Raw genomic sequence first — 24,048 nt, 5'->3', positions numbered from 1 at the left:
CAGCTACTTCAACGCCTGGTCCAGATCCCCGATCAGGTCCTCGGTGTCCTCGAGACCGATGGAGATCCGCACGACGCCGTCGGTGATGCCCACTGCGGCGCGACCTTCCGGCCCCATCGCGCGGTGCGTGGTGGTGGCCGGGTGGGTGATCAGCGTCTTGGAATCGCCGAGGTTGTTCGAGATGTCCACGATCTTCAGGCCGTCGAGCAACTCGAAAGCACGCTGCTTGCCTGCGCCCTCGGGGGCATCGAGCTCGAACGTGACGACCGTGCCGCCGCCCGACATCTGCGACGTCGCCAGCTCGTACTGCGGATGTGATGGCAGGAACGGGTATTTGACCCACCGCACCGCCGAATGCCCTTCGAGGAACTCGGCGATCTGCAGCGCGGAGTTCACCGAATGCCGCACACGCACCGGCATTGTCTCGAGCCCCTTGAGCAAGGTCCAGGCGTTGAACGGGCTCAGGGCAGGTCCGGTGTGCCGCATCAACGTCTGTACCGGACCGTCGATGTACTCCTTCGATCCCAGGATCGCGCCGCCGAGCACCCGGCCCTGACCGTCGATGTGCTTGGTGCCGGAATACACCACCACGTCGGCACCGAGTTCGAGGCTGCGCTGCAGCAGAGGCGTCGCGAACACGTTGTCCAACACCACCGTTGCGCCGGCGGCGTGCGCCATCTCGGACACCCGCCTGACGTCGACGAGCGACTGCATCGGATTGGACGGGGTCTCGAAGAACACCGCGGTCGTCGGCACCGACAGCGCGTGCTCCCACTGCTCGAGGTCCTCGCCGTCGACGAAGACGGTCTCGACGCCCCAGCGCGGCAGAATCTCGTTGCACACCACGAAGCAGGAACCGAAAAGGCTACGCGCAGCGACCAATCGATCACCGGCCTTCAACAATGCGCCGAGCGCGGTGAACACTGCCGACATTCCACTCGACGTGCCGAAGCACGCCTCGGCACCTTCGATCAGCCGCAACCGCTCCTCGAACATCTTGACCGTCGGGTTGCCGTAGCGCGAGTACACGAAATGATCGATGTCACCGGTGAACGCCTGCTCGGCGGCACCGGCACTCTCGTAGACGAAACCCGAAGTGAGATACAGCGCTTCGGCGTTCTCGTCGAAGCCCGATCGCATCAGACCGCCGCGAACTCCCAGCGTTCCCTGACCCACACCGTCGGGTAGCGGCTTCTGAAAACCCCCGCCTCTGGGAATGTTCGTCACGACTGCCTCCAGGGCAACCCGACCGCACGCCACCCCACGGCACCGCGGTGGCCGTCGGCATCGGTGGCACCTTCGAAACCGTCGAGCACGTTGTAGGACGGGCCGATTCCCGCAGCCGTGGCCGCCTCGGCGGCACCGATGGATCGCTGACCGGAGCGGCACAGGAACACCACCGGCCGATCGCCGTCCACGCCTGCGGCTTTCAGCTCGTCGACGAAGTCGGTGTTGCGAGCGCCGTCGGGGTAGCTCACCCACTCGATCAGGTGGGTCGGGCGATCGATGCCGGAGGTGTCGGGTACGCCGACGTACTGCCACTCGGCGTGCGTGCGGACGTCGACGAGAACGGCATCGGGGTTGCTCTGCAACAACTCCCACGCCGCCTGCGGGGTTATGTCACCTGCGTAGGTCACTGGATCAGCCTTCCGTCACTTGCTGTTACGACATCACACGGGCCCGAATCACACATTGCACACCAACCAGGTGTCGTTCACCCGGACGAACTTCCATTTGTCGTCGGTCTGCGCTCCGGATTTCTCTTCCTTCAGCGGTACCGTGACTACGCCGCGGTCGCCGTTGACCTCGTACCCCGTGGGCACTCCGTCGATCGACGTCTCGCCGTTGCGTTCCACTTCGCCTGCGCGGTCGGTGCGGTACTGGGCGTCGTCGCCGGGAATCAGGCGCTCGACCTGATCGGCGCACGTGTTCGCACGCAGCAGATCCGCGTCGCCGGTGTTCTGTGCTTCGAGGAAACCGTCGACGGCGTCAGTGAGCAACTGCGCCTGCGTCACGTTGTCCTCCGCGGGGGCGAACTTGGACGCCGCGAAGATGCCGACGAGCAGCAGGACGACGATGCCCGCGGCGATGATGAACGGCCACGCGGTGGGCGGACGCTGCTCACCGGAGTCGGCAGCCGCCTGGGATGCGTTGTTGCGCGCTTCCTCACGACTGTCGACCCACTGCTGCCTACGTTCACTCCACGACGCCATGTAGGCAATCTTCCTCGATCCGACGGGTCTGCGTTCAGCTGGGTCCTGCAGTGAGTGGGTCCTCGTAGTGAGTGGGGTCCTTCAGCGAGTGGGCCCGACGGGGATGTCGCCCTTCAACGTGATGCGGTGCATCTTGCGGTGCTCGGTGCCGTAATCGCGGTTGGCGTAGTGCGAGGTGCTGCGGTTGTCCCACAGCACCAGATCTCCCAGACGCCAACGGTGGCGCACGATGTGCTCGGGCTTGGTGAGGTGCGCGTACAGCAGATCCAGGATTCCGCGGCTCTCCGCCTCCGAGACGCCCACGATGTGGGAGGTGAAACCCGGATTGACGAACAGCCCCTTGCGGCCGGTTTCCGGATGCACCCGCACGACGGGATGTTCGACGGGGACCAGCGCGGTGACTTCCTTGCCGTCCCACACGTTGCCCTTACCGCCCCGCTTCTGCGCGAGGTAGTAGCCGAACTCGCGATTACCGTCGTGAATTGCAGTGAGCCCGTCGATCATTCGACGAACGGGCGCGGACAGCGACTCGTAGGCGAGTTGACTGTCGGCCCAGTTGGTGTCGCCGCCGTGCGGAGGTAGTACGACGGGCCGCAGGATCGACCCCATCGGCGGGCGCCCCATGAATGTCACGTCGGTGTGCCAGACGTCGGCGAAACCGTTGTCCTGGCTGTCGAGGGCATAGACCTCGGGGGCGACGTGCCCACTGTCGTGCACGGGGTGACCGGCGGTGAGGTCGCCGAGCCGGCGGCCGAACTCGATGTGGCCTGCGTCGTCGATCGATTGGCCTCGCAGCACGAGAACTTTGTGCTCGACGAGCGCCGTCCGAACGGCGCGGATTTCGGCGTCGGACGCGGTGGCGACGTCGAGACCGATGACTTCGGCACCGAAGCTGGGGCCGAACTTGTCGAGAGTGAGCGAAACGGTCTGTTCCAGAGTGGTCATGTGTCCTCGAATCCGAGAGACAGCGGTGCGCCGATTCGTCGCGGCACGGCCGTCGAGGGAGGGATCCCGTCCCGACGACGTCGGGAAACAGGGATTGGGCGTCGGGTCAGATCACCGACAACACATGTTGGTGCAGGTGCGACAGAAGTCGACGGTGAACCGTCGGACCAGGTATGTCGTCTGCACGGGTCAATTCCTACCGGAACCCGGGGAATACGGCAAGTTGCCCACTGCCCCAGCTCAGGTTGTCCTTAATTTATGCTGGGGTGTCCGCACTTCCCTCGAAGAAGGTAGCTCGCTGCACATGACTGATCAGACTCGTCCACTCCGCGTCGCCATCGTCGGTGCCGGACCGGCAGGCATCTACGCCGCCGACGCGCTCATGAAGTCCGACCACAATGTCAGCGGACCGGGCGTGAGCATCGACCTCTTCGAGCGGATGCCGGCCCCGTTCGGGCTCATTCGCTACGGCGTCGCCCCTGACCACCCACGCATCAAGGGCATCATCACCGCCCTGCACAAGGTGCTCGACAAGCCTCAGGTGCGCCTGCTCGGCAACATCGACTACGGCACCGACATCAACCTCGACGACCTGCGCCGCTTCTACGACGCCGTCATCTTCTCCACCGGAGCCAACGCGGACCGCGCACTGAACATCCCCGGCATAGACCTCGACGGCAGCTACGGCGCCGCCGACTTCGTCTCCTGGTACGACGGCCACCCCGATGTGCCGCGCACCTGGCCCCTCGAGGCCGAGAAGGTCGCCGTCCTCGGCGTCGGCAACGTCGCCCTCGACGTCGCACGCGTTCTCGCCAAGACCGGCGACGAACTGCTCCCCACCGAAATCCCGGCCAACGTCTACGAAGGCCTCAAGGCCAACAAGGCTCTCGAGGTGCACGTCTTCGGCCGCCGTGGACCGGCTCAGGCCAAGTTCACCCCGCTCGAACTGCGCGAGCTCGACCACTCGCCCAACATCGAGGTCATCGTCGCACCCGAGGACATCGACTACGACGAAGGCTCCGAGCAGGCTCGCCGCAGCTCCAAGCAGATCGACATGGTCGCCAACACCCTGCAGGACTGGGCCATCCGCGACGTCGGCGCTCGCCCGCACAAGCTGTTCCTACACTTCTTCGAGTCCCCGCACGAGGTACTCGGCGAGGACGGCAAGGTCGTCGGCCTGCGTACCGAACGCACCGAACTCGACGGCACCGGCAACGTCCGCGGCACCGGCAAGTACAACGACTGGGACGTCCAAGCCGTCTACCGCGCCGTCGGCTACCTCAGCCAGAACATCAGCCAGCTCCCGTTCGACGAGCAGGCAGGCACCATCCCCAACGAGGCCGGACGCGTCGTCGAATCGCCGCACTCCACCACGCCCGTTCCCGCCACGTACGTCACCGGCTGGATCAAGCGCGGACCCGTCGGCCTCATCGGTCACACCAAGGGCGACGCCAACGAAACCGTCGCGAACCTGCTCGAGGATGCACCCACCTTCGCCGGTGCGGCCGAGCCGGACCTCGATGCCGTCACCTCGTTCCTCGAGGGCAAGCAGGTTCCCTTCACCACCTGGGACGGTTGGTACCGCCTCGACGCCCACGAGCGTTCACTCGGCGAGCCCGAGGGCCGCGAGCGCGTCAAGGTCGTCGAGCGTGAGGACATGCTGAAGGCCTCCGAGCCCGACAAGGCGTAGAGCGGCTGGCGCCGCATGTGAGTGTGGAGCCTGCGGGTCGTTCCGCAGGCTCCACTCCTGCCTCGTAGCCCGCTACGAGTTTCCACTCACATGCGCGAAGCGCACTACACCCGAACCGCCAGCAGCTTTCCCTCGGTTTCGATCTTGCGTTGATGCTCGTTGAAATCGGGTGCGGCGCAGACGAACAGCGTGCGGCCGTCGGATCCGCCGAGTCCGCACGCGAACACTCCGAGATCGAAGTCGAGCTGCTCGAGAACCTCTCCGCCCGGCGCGACGTGCAACACGCGCTGACCGAGTGCGTCGGCGATCCACATCGTGCCGTCGGTGTCGATGCAGCAGCCGTCGGCGGCCACCTTCACCTCACTCATGGCCGTTGCCATGTCCGTCGACGACGGCAGCTCACCGAACGTCGCCCAGTCGCGCCGCTCCCCCAGTGATCCGTCCTCGGCGATGTCGAACGCACTGACCCGGTTCCCGACCGTCTCGTCGACGAGCAGTTCACCGGAATCGGTGAACGCCATTCCGTTGGGGAAATACAGATCCGAGGCCACGACGTGCGCGGACCCGTCGGGGTCGACGCGAATCAGATCTGCCGTCTCGACGGGAGCGAAATTCATCAGGTCGAATCCGAAATTGCCGATGTACGCGCGTCCCTGCGTGTCGACGAGCATGTCGTTGAGGTTCGCCTTCACGTACGTCGACAGATCGGCATGGACGGTCAGCGAACCATCGTGCTCGCGTAGTAGCAGTTTGTAATCGCGCATCGAGACGATCAACAGCCGGCCGTCGGGTAACCAGCCCAGGCCCGACGGCTGATTGGGCACCTCGGCCTCGACTCGCACATCGGAACCGTCCTCGAGGGCGGATACGACGCGATGGCTGTAGAAGTCCGATACCCAGATCCTCCCGTCGTGCCAGCGTGGACATTCGAAATACGTGTATCCGTCGAGAACGACGGTGGTCTCCGGTTTCATGTTTCGCATTCAAACACCGAGCCAGGTGGCCGCGACGGCGAATCGGCGAGCTGGCATGCTGGGACCCGTGTTCGACGCCCACCTACACATCATCGACCCCAGATTTCCGCTGATCGAGAACCAGGGATACACGCCGGATCCGTACACCGTCTCGAACTATCTCTACGACGTCGACGGGCTCGGGATCACCGGCGGTGCCGTGGTCACCGCATCGTTCCAAGGCACCGATCAGAGCTATCTGTTGGCCGCATTGGAGACGCTCGGACGCGGCTGGGTGGGGGTGGCTCAGCTCGATCCCGAGTGCACGGACGAGGAGATCGTCGCCCTCGACGAGGCAGGCGTGCGGGCGATGCGATTCAACCTCAAACGCGGTGAAACCGACGTCGAGATGCTCACCACGCAGGCCCGACGCGTACACGAACTGGTGGGCTGGCACGCCGAGCTGTACGTCGACGCGTCGTTGCTGCTCTCGCTCGAGCCGATCCTTGCGAAACTACCGGCGGTGAGCATCGACCATCTGGGACTGTCGACGCAGGGACTTCCCTATCTGCTGAACCTCGTCGACCGCGGAGTACGCGTCAAGGCAACGGGATTCGGCCGCGTGGACCTCGACATCGTCGACACCTTGCAGCAGATCCACCGCGTGAACCCGGAGGCACTGCTGTTCGGCACCGACCTGCCCGGTACACGAGCCCCACGGCCGTTCTCCGAGACCGACATCGACATCATCTCCGGGGCCGTCGGCGGCGACCTCCCCGCTGTGCTCGACGGTAATGCCCGGACTTGGTATCGGGTGCCTTAGATCAGTACCGCTCCCCCGAGCCACACGGCCGAGGCGAGCAACGCGCCGAACAGCTCCACCAGGATGGACAGCCCGGCCGCCTTCGTGGCGTGCACGGTCGATCGCCAGGCCTCGGAATGGTTGCGGTGCCTGGGTAGTTCGGCCACGTAGACGCCGGCGATGAAACCGATGAACAGGCCCACCACGGGAATGACGAAGAAGCCGACGATGCCGAGCAGGCCGCCGACGATCAGCGACCGCATCGGCACGCCGGCCTCGCGCATCCGACGGCCCGGCCAGGTGTACTTCACGACGCCGCTCAGAACCAGCAGCACCGTCGCGATGCCGAACACCGTCCACGCGGCGGTGCCGCCGGTAACCCACGCCCACACCGCAACAGCCGCGAAGATCAAGATGGTGCCAGGCAGGACGGGCACGACGATGCCGACGAGTCCGACCAGAATCACCAGGCCGACCAGTATTTCTCCGAGAGCGCTCATGGTGGTCAAGTGTGCACGCCGATCGCCGGTAAGTTGACGCCTGTGCCCCGAACCGCGACTTTCGAACGTCCCGTTTCCGGCGGCGACGCCCTGCTGTCCATCGGCAGCCTGCTCATCGGTGCCATCGCTGTGGTGGCCGCGGTCGTGCTTCTCGTCGGTGTGTTCGACCTGAATTGGGTACTCGGCTACGCCATTCCGCTGGCGACGGCGGTGTTCGCAGTTGCCTTGTGGCAGTCGCTGAGTCGCCGCGGCTGGACGTGGAAGGATCTGCAGCTCACGTCGGGTCCACGCTCACTGTGGCACCTGCTGTGGGAAGTACCCGTCGCGTGGATCGCCGCCATGGGCGTCGGCATTGCACTCGCCGGCGCTGTCGGCATAGCTCCCGCCTCCGATGCCGGCGGAAGCGCGTCGACCCTCGATGCACTCGATGTGGGTGTGGTCGCCGGAACCCTCACCATCGCCTGCACTGTGCTGATCGCACCGGTACTCGAGGAGATCCTCTTCCGTCGGGTGATCTTCGGGTGGTTCGACACCCGAACACGATGGCAGATCGCGGTTCTCGGCTCCGCGGTGTGCTTCGGGGCCGTCCACGTGCTGCCCGCCATCGCGCTGATCATGGTCTGCATAGGCTCTGCTGCGGCCCTGCTGGTTCGACTGCACCGATCGTTGATTCCGGGCATCGCACTGCACACGATGAACAACGCCCTTGCTACCGCCGCGGTGGTGGCCTCAATCTAGACGGTCGGTCGAACCTTGCCTGCTGCCTCGCGGGCCCGAGCCCGCGCAGTCTCGATGTCCGACGCCGTCGACACCGCAACACCCATTCGCCGCCGGACGAAGCTGGCGGGCTTGCCGAACAGTCGAAGGTCGGTTTCGGGAACCGCGAGGGCATCGGCGACGCCTTCGAATGCGATGCCGTCCGCATCGACACCGCCGTAGATGACCGCCGACGCTCCCGGCGAGAGCAGTGTCGTGTCGATGGGTAGCCCGAGAACGGCGCGGGCATGCAGCTCGAACTCCGAGAACCGTTGCGTACGAAGCGTTACCAGGCCGGTGTCGTGCGGCCGGGGGCTGACCTCGGAGAAGTACACGTTGTCGCCCTGCACGAACAGCTCCACGCCGAACAGTCCACGACCACCGAGTGCCGTCGTGATTCTCTCGGCCACCTCGCGTGCCGACGCGAGTGCCGCGTCGGACATCGGTTGCGGCTGCCAGGATTCGATGTAGTCGCCCGACTCCTGCAGATGGCCGATCGGCTCGCAGAACGAAGTCCCGTTTGTCGCGCGCACGGTGAGAAGTGTTATCTCGTAATCGAAATCGACGAATCCCTCGACGATGACGCGGCCCAGGTCGACTCGACCGCCTTTCAACGCGTAGTCCCACGCCGTCTCGACGTCGGCTTCGCTTCGTACCACCGACTGCCCCTTGCCGGACGAGGACATCACCGGCTTGATGACGGCGGGGAAGCCGATGTGGGACAACGCTTGTCGGACCTCATCCAACGAATCGGCGAACGCGTACGGCGAGGTCGGCAGACCGAGCTCCTCGGCCGCGAGCCGCCTGATTCCTTCGCGATTCATCGTCAATTGTGTTGCACGCGCGGTCGGAATGACCACGGAGCGTCCTTTGGCCTCCACCTCGGCGAGCGCATCGGTGGCAATGGCTTCGATCTCCGGGACGACGAAGTCCGGCTGCTGAGCGTCGATCAGCGCCAGCAGCTCTTCGGGATTGCTCAGGTCGATCGTGTACGCGTGATGCGCCACCTGGTGGCCCGGGGCGTTGTCGTAACGGTCGACGGCAATCACCTCGACACCGAGGCGCTGGAACGCAATGATGACCTCTTTGCCCAGCTCACCTGCTCCGAGGAGCATGACCCGGGTGGCACCGGGCGTGAGTGGAGTACCGATGCGGACGGGATCTGGGGCAGTCACAGCCTTATTATCCACACCCACATCACTTGGACGCCCTAGTACACGTTAGTCTCCATTCACTATCGCAGCTGACGAGTCGGAACGAGGCAACAAACGTGGCTAACACTGGTGGACCGCTCGCAGGGCTCCGCGTCGTCGAACTCGCAGGGATCGGGCCCGGTCCGCACGCAGCGCTACTGCTCGCCGACCTCGGCGCAGACGTCGTCCGCGTCCAGCGCGCCGGACAGGTCTCTCCACACGACCACCAGCTGCGCAGCCGCACCATCGTCGAAGCGAACCTCAAGGATCCCGCCGACATCGAGAAGGTCCTCGGCCTGATCGAACGCGCCGACGTCCTCATCGAGGGCTTTCGCCCCGGCGTCACCGAGCGACTCGGACTCGGGCCCGACGACGCCCTCGCCCGAAACCCGCGCCTGGTCTACGGCCGCATGACGGGCTGGGGGCAGGAAGGCCCCTGGGCACAGACCGCCGGCCACGACATCAACTACATCTCCGTCACGGGCGTCCTCAACGCCATCGGCCGCGACGGCGAACGACCGGTACCACCGATGAACATGGTCGGCGATTTCGGCGGCGGATCGATGTTCCTCGTCTTCGGCATCATGGCGGCGCTCTACGAACGACAGAATTCGGGACAGGGACAGGTCGTCGACGCAGCCATGGTCGACGGCACCGCAGCACTGTCGCACATGATCTGGGCCTGGCGAGGCGTCGGAGCATGGAGCGACGACCGCGGCGTCAACCTGCTCGACACCGGCGCGCCGTTCTACGACACCTACGAGACATCGGACGGTAAGTACATGGCGGTCGGGTCCCTCGAACCGCAGTTCTACGCCCAGCTCGTGACCGGTCTCGGTCTCGCCGATGCAGACCTACCGTCACAGATGGACAAGTCGCGCTGGCCGGAACTGCGCGAGACGTTCACCGCGACATTCCTGACCAAGACCCGCGACGAATGGGCCGCGATCTTCGACGGCACCGACGCCTGCGTCTCCCCCGTCCTCACCTTCGCCGAGGCCCCGAACCACCCACATATGAAGGACCGAGACTCGCTCATCGACATCGGTGGCGTGACGCAGCACCGACCGGCACCCCGGTTCTCGCGCACCGAAAACGGAGTCCCGACGCCACCGCCCGCCACGGCGACCGACATCGCATCCGTCTGGGCGTAATTCTTTGCGCAGAACTCGAAGTTATGGACGCATTTCGGCTGATTCTCGTACATAACTTCGAGCTCGCGGTCAGAACACCGCCGCTCAGAACACCAGGGCCGGCTGTTCGGATTCGACGCTCGGTGCCAAGGCTCGATACGCCGCGGCAGTGGCCGCAACCGCAGCCCGAAGCTCCTGCGGCTCACGGGTGTACGGCAGCCGAAGGTAACGCTCGAACGCACCCTCGACCCCGAACCGTGGGCCCGCGGCCAACACTGCCCCGAACGCAGGCGCAGTAGCGGCGAGCGCACTCGACACCGGAGCGGGTAGCTGAAGCCACAGCGACATCCCGCCCTCCGAGCGCCGGTACTTCCACTCCGGAACATGTTCGGCCAGAGCATCTTCGAGCACATCTCGACGCTCGCGCAGCTGGGATCGACGGACCTCCAGAGCAGGTTCGGCATCCTGCAGCAGGAACGACGACGCCAGTTGATCGACGATCGAGGTACCGAGGTCGTGTGCTGCTCGCGAGCCGGCGAGCTGCGACACGAGCGATGGATGCGCTCTGATCCATCCGATGCGCAGACCGCCCCAGAACGACTTCGACGCCGACCCGATCGTCACGATGTCCGATCCCGACACCCGCCCGAACGATGCGACCGGTGGCGGCGGTGGCGCGTCGAGCCACAGGTCCACCATGGTTTCGTCGACGATGAGCGTCATTCGGGTGTCTCGGGTGATGCGCGCGAGCTCGGCGCGCCCCTCCGCGTCGAGCACCTGACCGGTGGGATTGTGGAAGTCCGGAATCAAGTACGCGACCTTGGCGGCGGTTTGCCTTGCCGCGCTGCGGATTCCGTCCAGATCCCAATCGCCCTCGACCGGACGCACCGGCACCGGTACGGGCCGGGCACCGACGCGCCTGATGGCCTCGAGTGCGTTGGGGTACGTCGGGTGATCGATCAGGACGCGGTCGCCGGGCGAGGTCAGCGTGCCCAGTAGCAACCGAACCGCTTGCTGCGCACCCGAAGTGACCATGATCTGATCGGCGGTGGTGGGCAACCCACGTTCGACGAAACGCTGCGCGATGGCCTCCCGCAACACAGCGAGTCCGATGGGCTCCATACCGTGAGTGGGCAGATACGTCGGAAGTGCTTGCAGCGCAGATTCGTACGCTGCTGTCATCGTTCCGTCGGCCGCCGACATGGCCGCATGACTCATGTCCACCACCGGACCCGACGGTGACGTCGACTGAATCAGCATTCCGTTCGGTGTCGGCGCGGCAGGCAACGCCACGGTGCTGCGCGATCCCTGTTTGCTGATGAGATAGCCCTCGTCGCGCAGCACCGAATACGACGAGGTGATCGTGGTGCGACTCAGGTCGAGAGCAGCCGACAGATCGCGTTCACTCGGCAACCCGACACCCAACGGGATGCGGCCGTCGTGAATGAGCAGTCGAACCCCGTCTGCGAGCGCCCTGTACGTGGGACGGGAGGCCTTGCGCCTGCCGGATCCATCGGCCGACGCGTCGCCGCGCCAGCTTCCGAGATCTCGTGCCAGCGACGTTGCATTGAGCACCCTAGAGGCCATACAGCCCATATTCACCCACTGGCATCGAACTTTCAAGTCCATTGGGCGTTCGACTGGACTGCCTGTCGACGTCCGGTGGATACTCGACCCATGCCGAGCAGCACCCTCTTCGACACGGCCATCGGGCGATGCGGTCTTGCCTGGAGCGCCGACGGCGTGATTGCCGTGGCACTACCCGAGCCGTCGGACGAGGCGATGCTCGACTACCTGGCCGGCTTCGCCGCAACCCGAGGTCCGGTCGACGCTCTCGCCGCGGACGCGATCGACCGAATCGTCGCGTTGCTCGCCGGCCGAACCGTGGACATGAGCCCGATCCCGTTGGTGCTCGAGGTTTCGGCGTTCGACGCCTCGGTCTACACCGTGTGCAGCGCGATTCCCCGGGGCGCGACGCTGACGTACGGAGACATCGCCGGTCGACTCGGGCTGCCGGGGGCAGCACAGGCGGTGGGCGGGGCACTGGGCCGCAACCCGGTACCGATCATCGTTCCGTGTCATCGCGTGCTGGGCGCGGGCCGAGAGGTCGGTGGCTTCTCCGCTCCCGGCGGGGCGAATACGAAACAACGAATTCTCGGCATCGAAGGCGTCGCCGGATTCGACGAGCCGACGCTGTTCTGAATTCATCGGTAATCGCTAAAGATACTTCTCGACCGGATAAATAGACCAAAAACAGGACTGAAGTTGGCTTTGTCAGCCAGATATGCCGACCGAAGACATCGAGGCGTCGACAACGGAAACCGTCGCGGCGTCGGGACCCGGACTGACATCAGAATCCTCTTCTCTACCGCCGATGGTGAATGCGCCCGTATCCGGAAGCCAGCCGATCGCTCCTCGCTGGAACAGGTTGTAGCGTCCGGATCCGGTGGGCGTCGGGCGCTCGTTGCTGATCGGATAGCCAAGTGCGCCATAGGGTCCGCCGTGCGAGAGGTACCACTCCAAAATGGGTCCGTGTACTTCGTGCGCACCACCGTCGGGGAGGGCGAACACCATCGCGTGGGTGAACTCCAACATGCCGCCCCCTTGCGGACCGAGCATGAATTCGCCAGTCTGCGCCCCGATCCACGAGTGTTCGTAAGCAAACCGATCGAATTGGTAGCTGAAAACTTCCAAGCCATTGTAATTTTCAGTCATCGACCGGCCCTCCGTCGCTTTACTTGGCCTCGATTATCCACCCGATTCGTAGACGCGCACTTCGATTCGGAGATATATGTGACGTCTCCGCTATTGGAGAAGGGCGAGAATCTCGGCGGGGATCTCATCCGTCGCTGCGGGGTCGACCGCCGTTCGAAACCAGCTTCCACCCGACGCGTCCAGCCGAACCAACTGATTCGGACCGAGCAACCACAGCTGATCCCCGGCTGACCAGTTGACGCCATAGCCGTACGCCTCGCTGGAGGTAGCGGGAGCGCTGTACTGAACATTGCCTGCGGTGTCGACGATCTGCAGCGTCGGAGAGCCGTCGATGTCGACAACCTGAGCAGTCGCCGCACCAGACGGCGAGGTCACCGGGGCGGACAGACGAGCGGGAGCCGGAGGGGTGGTCGTGGTGGACGTAGTGGTCGGTGGTATCGGCGGCGGCGCGGGAACTGTGGTTGTCGTCGTGGTCGGCGGAACTGTCGACGTCGTGGTCGGGGGAGCCGTGGTCGTCGTTGTCGGGGGAACAGTCGTTGTCGACGCAACCGGTGGTAACGATTCTGTGGTGGTCGCCGCCGCTGCGGGCGCGCTTCGAGCTGCAACGCCTGCCGAACCCGCGACTCCACACACCGCGGAGGGCAACAGCACAATGACCGCACTGAAGTCGATCGTGAACGTTGCACTGGGAGCTGACGAGCGTGTCCCGGACACCGCCTGTACGCGAGCCGTATACGTTCCGGTGAGGGGCGCAAGGTTGAGAATTGCACCGTTTTCCACGTCGTGGGTGATGTTCCCCGTCGCGGCGGTGGTACTGATCGGGATCACGATGTCCGCTGATCCCGACTTGGTGAGAGTCAGGCGGTAGGTATAGCCGGCACCGGCCGTGGCCCACGACAGCGTGACGTACGGCAGCAACCCGATGCCGAGAAGCGACCTCGTTTTGTTGGTGCAGCCGAGGGGGCCTGGTGCGGGTATCAGTCCGGTGGTGAAGCTGCCGCTCGTCGCGGTGGCTGTATCTGTGCCTGCAGCGAGGGTCGTCGGGGTGTTCGATGCCGTGATCGCCACAGCACCTACGCATGCGATGGCAAGTATCACCGGCAGGGGCGACCTGCTGTGCCGTCCAGGCGGTGTTTCGGATGCCTCGGACGGCCGGTTGCCTGCGGAGCGCTCCCCGCGCGGTCTCCACGCCAACATCAGCAACGCACCCACGGCGATGCCGCCCAGGAAAACCGCGATCGGTCCGCTCAGCCACGCGACCGCATAGCCGAGTTTGTCGACGCTGAAGAAGACGCGTCGAGCGTCGGACACGATGTACGACTCGACGTCAGGGTCTGCATTGGCGTCGCCCTTGAGAAACAGCTGAACGCTGCCGGTTCCGACCGCACCGATGTCGACAACGCGGTGTGTGATGCTGCTGCCACCTGCATTGGTGACGTTGACGATGTCACCGATCTGGATATCGTCGGCGGGTGTCTTCTTGCTCAGAGCCAACGCGCCTGTGTCGATCGCGGGCGACATGGATCCGGATCTGAAGATGAGCGGGGTGATCCCGAAGAACACTGCTGCCAAGGCGAAGAGAACGCACACCAAACCCACGAACGCCCCTGCACTGAGAGCGAGTTCACGGAAAATGCGGGCTCTGCTGTTCGGCGCAACCACACTGTCGTCGGCGACCATATCTACACCGATGTCGCGGTCAGTGTGTAGGTGATGGTGCCCGATTGGACAGCGGACGGCGAGGTGGCCGTCGACGGCATGGTGACCGAAATGCACAGCTGGTCCTGGCCGTTCAACGGCAAAGACCGAGTCAAGTTACCGACCGTCGGTGTGGTCTGCTGGAACAGCTTCGAGGTGCCGAGGCCGGTCACAGTACTCAGCAGCGTGCCCGTGCATACCCCGGCGGACGGCGATCCGGTGTACACCGACGAATTCAGCACGCCGCCCAAAGTCGAGTTGGTCGAGACAACCGAAATCGTGTAAGTGTTCGCCACAGAACCTGTTGCGTTGGTGACCAACAGCCCTGCTGCGACCGTATCGCCTGGGAACATGGCAGTCTTCGTCAACGACGTCGAAAAATCGGTCGGATTGTTGTCCACCGCAGGATTGCCGACCTTGATGTCGAGCTTGCCCGTGGTGAAGGTGCCCGACGTTACCGTTGCCGTATCCGACCATGCAGCAAGAGTTCCCACTGTGCCGAGTCCGAGCACCATACCGATCGACATGATTGCTCGGGCCCGCGCGCTGATCAGCGCAGCACCGATCCGGCGGAGTACCACCGCGAATCCGACTGTGTCGTGATGACGCGCCATCAGGGCTGCGCCCCTTCCTGATCGGGCCCTCGGCTTGCGAAATCCGAGCACGCAGAGCTGGTGCCGTCACTCCACCGAAGAACGAGGTCGATTTCGGCAGAGGAGTTTCGAGTATCGTTTCCGGCCGTATCGGCCATGGTGATCGTTGCGTCGATCCGCTTCTGTTCACCTGCGGATACATCGACCGGTGCGCAGGCTCCGAAGGCTCGGCCGGCAATGGACACGCTCAGCGCGCGGGCAAAAGCCGAATCATCGCTGTCCACGATCACCTGAAGTCGTCCGTCTCTATCGGTCCCGTTGTGAACGTGAAACTCCGACGTCCGGCTGTCGCCCGGCACCCACCGCACATCCTTGTCCACCAGGGGCTCGGCCAGGCTCTGCAGCCACAGCCGACCGTCGGTGCTGTAAGTGACGAATTGAACCGGCCGCGCGGGACCGGCCCCGATCAGCACAATGATTGCAAGGAACGCAGCTCCAGCGGCGCTGACCACAACTGCATTGTTCATCATGGCGCAGCGGGCTCCTTCCGCTTCTTGCGATGATCGACGGCGGCACCGGCGAACATGAACAGTGCGTACCCAGCCAGAACGACCACCACTGCGGCGACGGCGTACTTTCGTTGCTCACCCGTCATCCATCGACTGACGTAGCCCATGAAAGGAACTGCGTACCAAAGCTCTCCGCGGATCTGTTCCGGACGCACCGGAATCTCGTCGGCCACCCCGTTGTTGTCACCGCGGGTTATGAATCGCAGTTCACCGGTGCCGCTTCTCTCGGTGGCAACAATGCGGTGTGTCACCACGTCCGGCTTGCCGGACTCGAGCTGATAGGTGATCACCGAACCGACTCCTAGTTCGGCCGGATCGACGGTCTCGATCACCACCATCGTTCCCGGCGGATAGCTCGGTTTCATCGAACTGGTGAGAATCGTGTACGGCATCGCACCGGAGATACGCGGAATCACAACGGCAGCCAGCAATATCGCCAGCACTGCGAACAGCAACAGGTAGGACGCCGCGCGCTTGATCCACCACCACAGCCCGGCGTGCTCTTGGTCGTCGGTCGCGCCCGTCACGTCGACGACTGCACATTCCTCCGTCACGTCGTCGAGTCGACTCGAGTTGTCCATCGGTCGATGTGTCATCGCGACTGCGCCAGAAACGAGAACTTCACCTGCGAGGACGAACTTTGAGTAGAGCTGTCCAACAGCGTCATTCGAAGGCAGAGAACTTCAGCAAGCCCGACTCCGAGTTGGCGAAAAGCGGGGCTCGCCGGCGCCTGGGCTCCAGTGAATGGACCATTGTAGAGAGCCTCGACAGTGCCCGACGGCACGCCGATGGCCGGGCAGTTCGTCACTGCGGTGACTTTCGACGCGGTGAGGGTGAAGTTCAGCGAACCAGTCTGAGAAGTGCTGTTCAACCTGTATCTCATCGGCACAGTTCCGCTGTTACGCACCGAGAGTGGGGCCTGCGAGTAGCCCCCTGGACCAATGTTGGTAGCTCCCAGGATTGTGGGAAGTTGATACAAGAAGTCGTTCACCTCAGCACCCGACGTTCCAACTTTGATGTCGAGCGTGCCGGACCGAATGGTGCCGCCGCCCAGGGTTTCTCGATCGCGCCACAGCGCGCCCGTCGCCTGCGCCGATCCGAAGATCACCACAAGGACGGACGCGGCTGCCAACGCCCAGTATCGTGCGTGCTTCAAGTCGAACTTCGGCTCAGGTTCGAGACTGCTCGAGCTTCAGAGCAAAGGCTGCGAGGTTGATGGACTGGTTTTGTGCGTCCTGATTCTCAGTGCCCGGGTCGAAGGTGAATCTGACGCTGACCGCGACGTTCTGGTCCGCTGAAGTGATCCGAGTCTTGGCACCGGTGGTCGGCAGCGTCGTACTACCCGAGGTGGCCGTGACAGAGGTGGTGATCTTCGATCGCAGCAACGCGTCGCCGGTGATGGCAGAGGTATCGGCGCTGAGGTCGGCGAGTAGGTTGTTACCGCTGGCCTGAATGGTGAAACTTGCCGTGTACTCGACGATGTCACCAGGCACGATCAGGAACGTAGCAGGGTCGATCACTTTCGGGTTTCCGGCAACATCCGGGGAGACATCTCGCCACTGAGGCGCGGGAGTGGCAACAGGGGCCAGGCTGAGATCACCGGACGTGATGGTCCCTCCGCCCAAGGTCTCCTGATCGCTCCACAGTGCATAGGATCCCAAACCGCCGAGCAGCAGAACCGCCGCCGCGCCCGCCGCTACAGCGCCTTTGGTTGCCTTGTTCATTGTTTCAACTTTCTTCGGTGGCCCTGACGAAGAGGGCGGTTGAGGACCCCAACGGGTCGGTGCCCCTTGTGTCAAAAGGGCTGCGCAACAGGGTGCGTCGATCATTGTTTCTCCTAAACCGGGCGGTCTGTTACCCCTATTGGGATAAAAGTCCGACAGTTTTCTTATGCCCGATTTTGTGGACCGACTCAATACGGGCAGTTACATCTACAACACGACTGTAAAGATGAAACGTTTCCGGAATCGGCCGAATCGGACTTCACGCCACGTCTGGACAGTGGCCTGAACCCGAAGAGACGTCGGCGGTTCAACGCGAAATCCGACCTGAAGTTTCTTTGTCCCGATCGGCGAATTCAGCGGCTTCGGACCGCAGGAAGACAGCAAAAAGCCCCGAGGCAGTGCGCCTCGGGGCTTTTCGATAACGGGTTCGGCTACCGCAGGATGTCTCGACGGACGATGGTTTCGTCGCGGCCCGGTCCCACACCGATGCACGACATGTACGCGCCCGACAGTTCCTCGAGACGCAGGACGTAGTTCTGCGCGTTGATCGGCAGTTCCTCGAATGTCCGGGCACCGGAGATGTCTTCCCACCAACCGGGCATCTCTTCGTAGATCGGCTTCGCATGGTGGAAACCGGTCTGCGTCATCGGCATTTCGTCGTGACGGACGCCGTCGACGTCGTAGGCGACGCAGATGGGGACGGTATCCAGACTGGACAGCACGTCGAGCTTGGTCAGGAAGTAGTCGGTGATGCCGTTGACGCGGGTGGCGTACCGAGCGATGACCGCGTCGAACCAGCCCGTACGTCGGGCACGACCGGTGGTGACGCCCACCTCGCCGCCCTGCTTGGCCAGGTACTCACCGTGGTTGTCGAACAGCTCGGTCGGGAACGGACCCGAACCGACACGCGTCGTGTAGGCCTTGAGGATGCCGAGGACCGTGGTGATCTTGTTCGGGCCGATGCCGGAGCCGACGGACGCACCGCCTGCCGTCGGGTTCGACGACGTCACGTACGGATAGGTGCCGTGGTCGACGTCGAGCAACGTGCCCTGCGATCCCTCGAGCAGAATCGTGTCGCCGCGCTCGAGCGCTAGGTTGAGCTGCAGGCGCGTATCGGTGATGCGGTGCTTGAAACCTTCGGCCTGCTCGAGCACCTCGTCGACGACCTGCTGTGGGTCCAACGCCCGGCGGTTGTAGATCTTCGAGAGCACCTGGTTCTTGAATTCCAGTGCAGCCTCGACCTTTTGAGTCAGGATCTTCTCATCGAGCACATCCGCCGCACGCACTCCGACGCGGGCGAGCTTGTCCTGGTAGCACGGGCCGATGCCGCGCCCGGTGGTGCCGATCTTCTTGGCTCCGAGGAAGCGTTCGGTGACCTTGTCGATGGCCACGTGGTACGGCATGATCAGGTGCGCATCGGCGCTGAGCAGCAGGTTCGACGTATCGACATCGCGCTTCTCGAGGCCGTCGAGCTCGGTGAGCAGCACACCCGGATCGACGACGACACCGTTACCGATGACGTTCTTGACGCCCGGCGTCAGAATTCCCGACGGGATCAGGTGCAGCGCGAACTTGTCGCCGTTGGGAAGAACGACGGTGTGGCCGGCGTTGTTGCCGCCTTGGTAGCGAACCACCCACTGAAGTCGTTCGCCGAACAGGTCGGTGGCTTTGCCTTTGCCTTCGTCGCCCCACTGGGCGCCGATCAGGACTATCGCCGGCATGTGCTCTCCTACGTTGCTTTCGTGCAAGGACGTGCTGCAGATGTACTAGAGCGAATGCAGCAGTCACCATTCGTCGCAGGCGCGACAGTGGCCGGGGGAACAGTCTAGCCGAGGCGGTGAGCTGGCCCGCATGCCGCTACGGTCGACGCCGAACGAGGGCACTATGGTCGTGACGAGGATTCATCGGAAGATCTAGGAGCGCCGTGACACCGTTCGTTCTGCAGTGCGGCAACCCGCTGCTGCCGATCACGCTGACCGACGTCCCACTGCGCAACGCCGACGCAGTACCGACCGACGACGATTGCAGCGCGATCTTCTCCGACATCGAATCCGCCCCCGAGCCACGCATCATCGTCCTGGGCGATGATGCGTCCCTCGCCGCGCTGCTGACGCGCCTGATGCGCACCGAACGGCTGCACGTCGAAGTCGCGTTCGTGCCGGAGAACGCAACCGATGCCGCTCACATCTACAAGCTGGGCACCGGGTCACGTGCCGCCAAGGTCGCCTTGACGGGCACTGCGTCGAGCACACCCCTCATCCGCGACGATGCAGGCAAGGCCGTCGTCGGGAGAGCTCTGCTCGGCGGTGCCGACGGAACCGACCTCGAAGGCGAGGCCTATGTCGACGACACCCGGTTGTTCTCCGGCGTCGTGCCCGGAGTCGAGGTGGCTCCCACCCCGGACATGCCCGGCCTCCGTGCACGCGTGGTCGGCCGTCGCCGATTTCTGCCGCGCCGCTGGGTGAGCGGCCGCGCCATGCAACTCGGCTCCCCCGCCGCCGAACTGACTCGCGACGGCATCGCCGGCGGCAAGGCAGTGAAGCGGTCGACCTTCTACCGCCACCATCAGGAGTGGTTGCTGGTCCGATGACCGTTCCGGTGCGGCGCGGTCCCGTCCTGCCCAGTCCGATCTTCGTCGCGGTACTCGCCGTCGCCGGAATCGGTGGTGCCCTTGCCTGGACGGCGGACGACGTCACGTCCGTCGCCGCGCGCATCGGAGTGTTCGTGCTCGTTCTCGCCGGGTGGATCGCGTCGGTCTGCCTGCACGAATTCGGCCACGCCTACACCGCGTTTCGAGCCGGTGATCGCGAAGTCGAGCTCCGCGGCTACCTGACCCTGAACCCGCTGAAGTACACACACCCGCTGCTGTCCATCGTTCTCCCGGTGGTGTTCATCGCGATCGGTGGGATCGGCCTGCCGGGCGGTGCCGTCTATCTGCGCACCGGGCAGTTCTCGGCGTCGACCCAACGGCGCATCGCACTGGCCGGCCCATTCGCCAATGCAGTTGTGGCCGTGGCACTTCTGGTGGTCATCAGGCTGTTCGGTACCGACGGCACCAACGCCGCCTTCTGGTACGGGCTCAGCTTTCTGGCGTTTCTGCAGATCATGGCTACGATCCTCAACCTGATCCCGGTGCCCGGACTCGACGGCTACGCGGCCCTCGAACCCTCGCTCTCACCCACCACCCGAGCGTCGCTGAACCAGGTCAAGGGATACGGGATTCTCGTCCTCGTTGCGTTGCTCTTCGTGCCGGCCGTCAACGCCGTCTTCTTCGGAGCGATCTACACACTGTTCGGATTGTCGGGGGTCCCCGAGTACTTCGCCGGCAACGGCAACTACCTGATGCGATTCTGGATCTGACAGGTCCAGCGGGAAAGAGTGCACGATATCGAGCGCGATCGGCGGGATTCCGTCTGTTCGGGCAGGTTCCGTGCATTCCTGCCCAACACTGTCGGTGGTCGATCGCATAATGTGCGCATGACGACGTGGAACGAATTCTCGGCAGCGGCTCCGACTCTCGCGTCCGCGGTGCGGGCCCGATTCACCGCGCACAAGCACCATGTTCTCGCGACACTACGGGCAGACGGCTCACCGCGCGTCAGTGGAACCGAGGTGGAGTTCGTGGACACCGGGGTGCTGCGACTCGGATCGATGCTCGGTGCCGCCAAAGCGCGAGATCTTCAGCGCGACGGCCGGTTCGCACTGCACAGCAATCCCGGCCACCACTCGATGGAGGGCGGCGATGCAAAGATCAGCGGAATCGCCGCAGAGATCACCGATCCTGCTGTGCTGCAACCGATATTCGACGCGGCTCCCGGCGAACTCGTGCCGTACCAGGTGTTCGATCTCGACATCGGCGAAGTGGTACTGACGTCACTGGTGGACGATCACATGCAGATCGACATCTGGCGTCCGGGAACCGAGGTACGCACCGTCACCAGGTGAGCTCTTCCTTGCAGGTTCGGCCGTGTGCGGTCGGCTCGACCTGCACGGTGGCATGGTCGAGTCCGTAGGTCGACAGCAGCGAGCGCGCGCGATCGAGCACCATCGACGACGATCCCTCGCATTCCAGGTGCACGGTGGCCACGTCCATTCCGGTGGTCAGGGTCCACACATGCAGGTCGTGCACTCCCGTCACTCCGGGAAGGGCGCTCAGATCGCCGGTCAACGCGTCCACGTCGACATCGGCAGGACTCGCCTGAGTGAGGATGCGCAGTGCCGACCCGGCGAGCTTGATCGCACGCGGAACCACCCACAGCGAGATGAGCACGCCGACGACGATGTCGACCCAGGTCCACCCGAACACCAGCATGAGCACACCGCCCACCAACACACCGACGCTGCCGACGGCGTCGGCCAGCACCTCCATGTAGGCACCGCGAACGGCGAGAGAGTCCTTCGCATCGCCGCGGATGAGCATCATGACGACGATGTTCGCGGCAAGACCGGCCGCAGCGGTGAGAATCAACGGAAGACCGGGAATCTCGGGCGCATCGCCGATGCGAGATATCGCCTCGTACATGATGAACGCCGCAACGCCCAGCAGCAGAACAGCATTCGCGATCGCGGTGAGCACCTCGGCACGGTGCCAACCGAATGTCCTTGCCGCTGCGGCACTTCCCTTTCGTGCAAGGACGAGAGCGATCAAGCCCATCGACATCCCGAGTACGTCGGTGAGCATGTGGCCGGCATCAGCGAGCAGTCCGAGCGAGCCGATGGCCAGCGCGACGGTCAGCTCGACCACCAGGAACACCACCAGAACGGCCAACGCCACGATCATCTTGCGAACCCGAGATCTGGGCGGTCCCGCGCCGTCGGGCGAATGACCACCCACGCCGTGGCTGTGTCCGTGACCCGCGCCCATGACTCCCCCTCGTGACTGCAACGACTTCAGGCAGTCACCATATGCGTACATACGCATATATGCAATGGTGTGCTCGGGTCACAACTCCGGCGGGACGTGCGGATGCTTGACCGTCGGCGGAAGAGTCGCCAACGCAGAGATGCGCTTGAGCCCGGCGACCTGCAACAGATCGACGATGATCGACCGCAACTGAGCGAGCACCACCGTCGCCGACAACCCGGCGTTCGAGATCAGTTCCGGCTTCGCTCCGGCAGCGACCGACCGCAACACCCGCGCGGCCTCCGCCGCATCCGGTTTCTGCCCCGGATCGGCGAGAATCATTTGACGTAGGACTTCCACCGCATGCGCCAGCTTCTCCACCTCGTCGACCACCCGCGGGTCCAGAATTTCGTCGTCGCGCACCAAGGTCAACGACCGCCGTGCCAGCACCCGAATATTGCGAACAGCGTTGTCGATGGGGTCGGCTGTCGCCGCCAGGGCCGCCAACCGAGTGCGATGATTCCAGTACATCGGAGAAATGCGCGCGATCTCCCGGCCGCCCTTGAGATCGGTCCGCAGAGCATCGATTCCGGACTGCGTCGCCCGAGCCTTGCGCAACGCATCCTCGATAGGCTTCGGGTCGTTGGCCACCAACCCGTCGGCCACCTTCTGCAACACACTCGCCGCGGTCGCCAACACGTTCGCCGCATCCTTACGCGCCCGCCACACCGGATGCGTCGGAATCAACGCCACGATCGCGATGCCCACCAGACCACCGACCAACGCGTCGACCATGCGGTTGGGGCCACCCATGTTGCCAGGAGGAATGAGGGTCGCCACCAGCACCGCGGACGATCCGGCCTGCATCGCGATGATGGGGCCGCCGTCGAGGAACACCGCAGCCGACATCGCCAACACGACCACCAGCGCGATCTGCCACGGCCCACTGCCGATCAGGGAGATCAACAGATCGCCGACGCCGATGCCGACCGTCACGCCGGCCACCAGCTCGGCCGATCGGCGCAACCGCGCCCCGAGGGACACACCGAGCGAGACGACGGCCGCAATGGGCGCGAAGAACGGACGTTCGTGACCGACGAGGTCCGTAGCGACGAACCACGCGACCCCGGCCGCCAACGCGCACTGCACGATGGGCAACAACGACAACCGCAGCCGCTCGGTGCCCGCCTTCATCCGGGTTCGGCCACGCGCCCGGCTCGCGCGGGCCCGATCAGCCCAGGCCGAGCGCTTCCGCTGCTTTGGGATCACAGTCTTCGAGGAGGTCGAGGCAGCGGGCGTACTCGTCGTGCTCGCCGATGTCGCGGGCGGCTTTGGCGAGGACTGCGACGCATCGGAGGAATCCGCGGTTGGGCTCATGGCTGTACGGGACCGGCCCGAATCCCTTCCATCCGTTACGACGCAACTGGTCCAGACCTCGGTGATAACCGGTACGCGCATAGGCGTACGCGGTGATGGTGGCACCCGATTCGAGAGCGGCCTCGGCGAGATACGCCCACGCGATCGACGCCGTCGGATGGGCCGCAGCAACCGTCTCGGGAGCCTCGTGATTCAGCAGTGCGGATTCGGCCTCGTCGTCGCCGGGCAACAGCGTTGGTTGAGGTCCGAGCAGATCACCGAAAGAAGTCATGGCGCTCATTGTGCCCCTACGTCACCCAATCGTGTCCGAACACCCCCGGCGGCGCTCACGCTGCGCTGCACAC

Annotated in this window: 27 protein-coding genes; 8 read left to right on the top strand and 19 right to left on the bottom strand. The window is 64.3% G+C overall.

Going from position 1 to position 24,048, the window contains the following annotated elements; genetic code table 11:
* Nucleotides 1-3 precede the first annotated feature (3 nt).
* From J2X62_RS18210 to J2X62_RS18195, 4 genes are all read right to left on the bottom strand, one after another.
* Nucleotides 4-1,227, bottom strand: coding sequence for an O-succinylhomoserine sulfhydrylase (locus J2X62_RS18210; RefSeq protein ID WP_201011303.1), 1,224 nt, complete (start codon nt 1,225-1,227; stop codon nt 4-6).
* Entirely contained in the window at nt 1,224-1,637 is a 414-nt protein-coding gene (locus J2X62_RS18205; protein WP_032364957.1) for a rhodanese-like domain-containing protein, read from the bottom strand. Before J2X62_RS18205 ends, J2X62_RS18210 begins: the two co-directional genes overlap by 4 nt.
* A gap of 48 nt (nt 1,638-1,685) precedes the next feature.
* Nucleotides 1,686-2,213, bottom strand: coding sequence for a hypothetical protein (locus tag J2X62_RS18200; RefSeq protein ID WP_310182363.1), 528 nt, complete (start codon nt 2,211-2,213; stop codon nt 1,686-1,688).
* 81 nt (nt 2,214-2,294) lie between these two features.
* Nucleotides 2,295-3,158 carry a TauD/TfdA family dioxygenase gene (locus tag J2X62_RS18195; RefSeq protein WP_310182361.1) on the bottom strand — a complete coding sequence of 288 codons (864 nt, stop codon included), beginning with the start codon at nt 3,156-3,158 and terminating at the stop codon, nt 2,295-2,297.
* 304 nt (nt 3,159-3,462) lie between these two features.
* On the opposite strand from J2X62_RS18195, the gene J2X62_RS18190 reads away from it, so the two are divergent.
* Entirely contained in the window at nt 3,463-4,848 is a 1,386-nt protein-coding gene (locus J2X62_RS18190; protein ID WP_310182359.1) for an FAD-dependent oxidoreductase, read from the top strand.
* Nucleotides 4,849-4,952: 104 nt separating this feature from the next.
* Here the strand turns inward: J2X62_RS18190 and J2X62_RS18185 are convergent, their stop codons facing one another.
* Complete coding sequence (locus tag J2X62_RS18185) at nt 4,953-5,831, bottom strand: SMP-30/gluconolactonase/LRE family protein (protein ID WP_371832740.1); 879 nt, start codon at nt 5,829-5,831, stop codon at nt 4,953-4,955.
* Nucleotides 5,832-5,877: 46 nt separating this feature from the next.
* On the opposite strand from J2X62_RS18185, the gene J2X62_RS18180 reads away from it, so the two are divergent.
* On the top strand, nt 5,878-6,624 hold the full coding sequence (locus J2X62_RS18180) for an amidohydrolase (protein ID WP_032406542.1): 747 nt from the start codon (nt 5,878-5,880) through the stop codon (nt 6,622-6,624).
* On the opposite strand, the gene J2X62_RS18175 is transcribed toward J2X62_RS18180, so the two are convergent.
* Complete coding sequence (locus J2X62_RS18175) at nt 6,621-7,103, bottom strand: DUF456 domain-containing protein (RefSeq protein ID WP_032371480.1); 483 nt, start codon at nt 7,101-7,103, stop codon at nt 6,621-6,623. The two genes, J2X62_RS18180 and J2X62_RS18175, sit on opposite strands and share 4 nt — an antisense overlap.
* A 42-nt stretch (nt 7,104-7,145) precedes the next feature.
* Here J2X62_RS18175 and J2X62_RS18170 point away from each other — a divergent pair, with 42 nt between their 5' ends.
* Nucleotides 7,146-7,841 (top strand): CPBP family intramembrane glutamic endopeptidase, encoded by a 696-nt coding sequence (locus J2X62_RS18170; RefSeq protein WP_204846981.1) that lies wholly within the window; start codon nt 7,146-7,148, stop codon nt 7,839-7,841.
* Here J2X62_RS18170 and purT read toward each other — a convergent pair.
* On the bottom strand, nt 7,838-9,034 hold the full coding sequence (purT, locus tag J2X62_RS18165; RefSeq protein WP_310182353.1) for a formate-dependent phosphoribosylglycinamide formyltransferase: 1,197 nt from the start codon (nt 9,032-9,034) through the stop codon (nt 7,838-7,840). The genes J2X62_RS18170 and purT overlap by 4 nt on opposite strands.
* 95 nt (nt 9,035-9,129) lie before the next feature.
* On the opposite strand from purT, the gene J2X62_RS18160 reads away from it, so the two are divergent.
* Nucleotides 9,130-10,206, top strand: coding sequence for a CaiB/BaiF CoA-transferase family protein (locus tag J2X62_RS18160; RefSeq protein ID WP_027494286.1), 1,077 nt, complete (start codon nt 9,130-9,132; stop codon nt 10,204-10,206).
* An 84-nt stretch (nt 10,207-10,290) separates the two neighbouring features.
* Here J2X62_RS18160 and J2X62_RS18155 read toward each other — a convergent pair whose 3' ends face one another.
* A complete protein-coding gene (locus J2X62_RS18155; protein WP_032373687.1) occupies nt 10,291-11,772 on the bottom strand; it encodes a PLP-dependent aminotransferase family protein in 1,482 nt (493 codons plus the stop codon).
* 90 nt (nt 11,773-11,862) lie between these two features.
* Here J2X62_RS18155 and J2X62_RS18150 point away from each other — a divergent pair, with 90 nt between their 5' ends.
* Nucleotides 11,863-12,387, top strand: coding sequence for a methylated-DNA--[protein]-cysteine S-methyltransferase (locus J2X62_RS18150; RefSeq protein WP_204846982.1), 525 nt, complete (start codon nt 11,863-11,865; stop codon nt 12,385-12,387).
* Nucleotides 12,388-12,459: 72 nt separating this feature from the next.
* Here the strand turns inward: J2X62_RS18150 and J2X62_RS18145 are convergent, their stop codons facing one another.
* The 8 genes from J2X62_RS18145 to J2X62_RS18110 form a co-directional block, all read right to left on the bottom strand.
* Entirely contained in the window at nt 12,460-12,900 is a 441-nt protein-coding gene (locus tag J2X62_RS18145) for an LGFP repeat-containing protein (protein ID WP_032364947.1), read from the bottom strand.
* 90 nt (nt 12,901-12,990) lie between these two features.
* On the bottom strand, nt 12,991-14,580 hold the full coding sequence (locus J2X62_RS18140) for a signal peptidase I (RefSeq protein ID WP_310182346.1): 1,590 nt from the start codon (nt 14,578-14,580) through the stop codon (nt 12,991-12,993).
* A gap of 2 nt (nt 14,581-14,582) precedes the next feature.
* Complete coding sequence (locus J2X62_RS18135) at nt 14,583-15,212, bottom strand: SipW-dependent-type signal peptide-containing protein (RefSeq protein ID WP_057472658.1); 630 nt, start codon at nt 15,210-15,212, stop codon at nt 14,583-14,585.
* Nucleotides 15,212-15,721, bottom strand: a complete 510-nt coding sequence (locus J2X62_RS18130; protein WP_057472657.1) for a hypothetical protein — start codon at nt 15,719-15,721, stop codon at nt 15,212-15,214. The genes J2X62_RS18135 and J2X62_RS18130 overlap by 1 nt, the downstream gene beginning before the upstream one ends.
* Complete coding sequence (locus tag J2X62_RS18125; protein WP_057472656.1) at nt 15,718-16,341, bottom strand: signal peptidase I; 624 nt, start codon at nt 16,339-16,341, stop codon at nt 15,718-15,720. Before J2X62_RS18125 ends, J2X62_RS18130 begins: the two co-directional genes overlap by 4 nt.
* 11 nt (nt 16,342-16,352) lie before the next feature.
* A complete protein-coding gene (locus tag J2X62_RS18120) occupies nt 16,353-16,892 on the bottom strand; it encodes a hypothetical protein (protein WP_235579902.1) in 540 nt (179 codons plus the stop codon).
* A 37-nt stretch (nt 16,893-16,929) separates the two neighbouring features.
* Nucleotides 16,930-17,484 (bottom strand): alternate-type signal peptide domain-containing protein, encoded by a 555-nt coding sequence (locus J2X62_RS18115; RefSeq protein ID WP_057472654.1) that lies wholly within the window; start codon nt 17,482-17,484, stop codon nt 16,930-16,932.
* Between the two features lie 431 nt (nt 17,485-17,915).
* A complete protein-coding gene (locus J2X62_RS18110; RefSeq protein ID WP_027494295.1) occupies nt 17,916-19,205 on the bottom strand; it encodes an adenylosuccinate synthase in 1,290 nt (429 codons plus the stop codon).
* A 203-nt stretch (nt 19,206-19,408) separates the two neighbouring features.
* Between J2X62_RS18110 and J2X62_RS18105 the strand changes: the two genes are divergently transcribed.
* The 3 genes from J2X62_RS18105 (at nt 19,409) to J2X62_RS18095 (ending at nt 21,429) form a co-directional block, all read left to right on the top strand.
* Nucleotides 19,409-20,074 (top strand): hypothetical protein, encoded by a 666-nt coding sequence (locus tag J2X62_RS18105; RefSeq protein WP_052053266.1) that lies wholly within the window; start codon nt 19,409-19,411, stop codon nt 20,072-20,074.
* The gene (locus J2X62_RS18100; RefSeq protein WP_222061160.1) at nt 20,071-20,844 is read left to right on the top strand and encodes a site-2 protease family protein; all 774 of its coding nucleotides are present in this window, start codon (nt 20,071-20,073) and stop codon (nt 20,842-20,844) included. Before J2X62_RS18105 ends, J2X62_RS18100 begins: the two co-directional genes overlap by 4 nt.
* A 117-nt stretch (nt 20,845-20,961) precedes the next feature.
* The gene (locus tag J2X62_RS18095) at nt 20,962-21,429 is read left to right on the top strand and encodes a pyridoxamine 5'-phosphate oxidase family protein (protein ID WP_310182341.1); all 468 of its coding nucleotides are present in this window, start codon (nt 20,962-20,964) and stop codon (nt 21,427-21,429) included.
* Here J2X62_RS18095 and J2X62_RS18090 read toward each other — a convergent pair.
* From J2X62_RS18090 to J2X62_RS18080, 3 genes are all read right to left on the bottom strand, one after another.
* A complete protein-coding gene (locus tag J2X62_RS18090) occupies nt 21,419-22,348 on the bottom strand; it encodes a cation diffusion facilitator family transporter (protein WP_027494299.1) in 930 nt (309 codons plus the stop codon). The two genes, J2X62_RS18095 and J2X62_RS18090, sit on opposite strands and share 11 nt — an antisense overlap.
* Nucleotides 22,349-22,426: 78 nt before the next feature.
* Nucleotides 22,427-23,521, bottom strand: a complete 1,095-nt coding sequence (locus J2X62_RS18085; RefSeq protein WP_032371495.1) for an aromatic acid exporter family protein — start codon at nt 23,519-23,521, stop codon at nt 22,427-22,429.
* 37 nt (nt 23,522-23,558) lie between these two features.
* Nucleotides 23,559-23,975, bottom strand: coding sequence for a DUF3151 domain-containing protein (locus tag J2X62_RS18080; RefSeq protein ID WP_027494301.1), 417 nt, complete (start codon nt 23,973-23,975; stop codon nt 23,559-23,561).
* Between the last annotated feature and the right edge of the window lie 73 nt (nt 23,976-24,048).

Source organism: Rhodococcus sp. 3258 (genome assembly GCF_031456475.1).
GTDB classification, from domain to species: domain Bacteria; phylum Actinomycetota; class Actinomycetes; order Mycobacteriales; family Mycobacteriaceae; genus Rhodococcoides; species Rhodococcoides fascians.
Note: the sequence above shows the minus strand (reverse complement) of the source record. Positions and strands in the feature narration are given on the sequence as shown.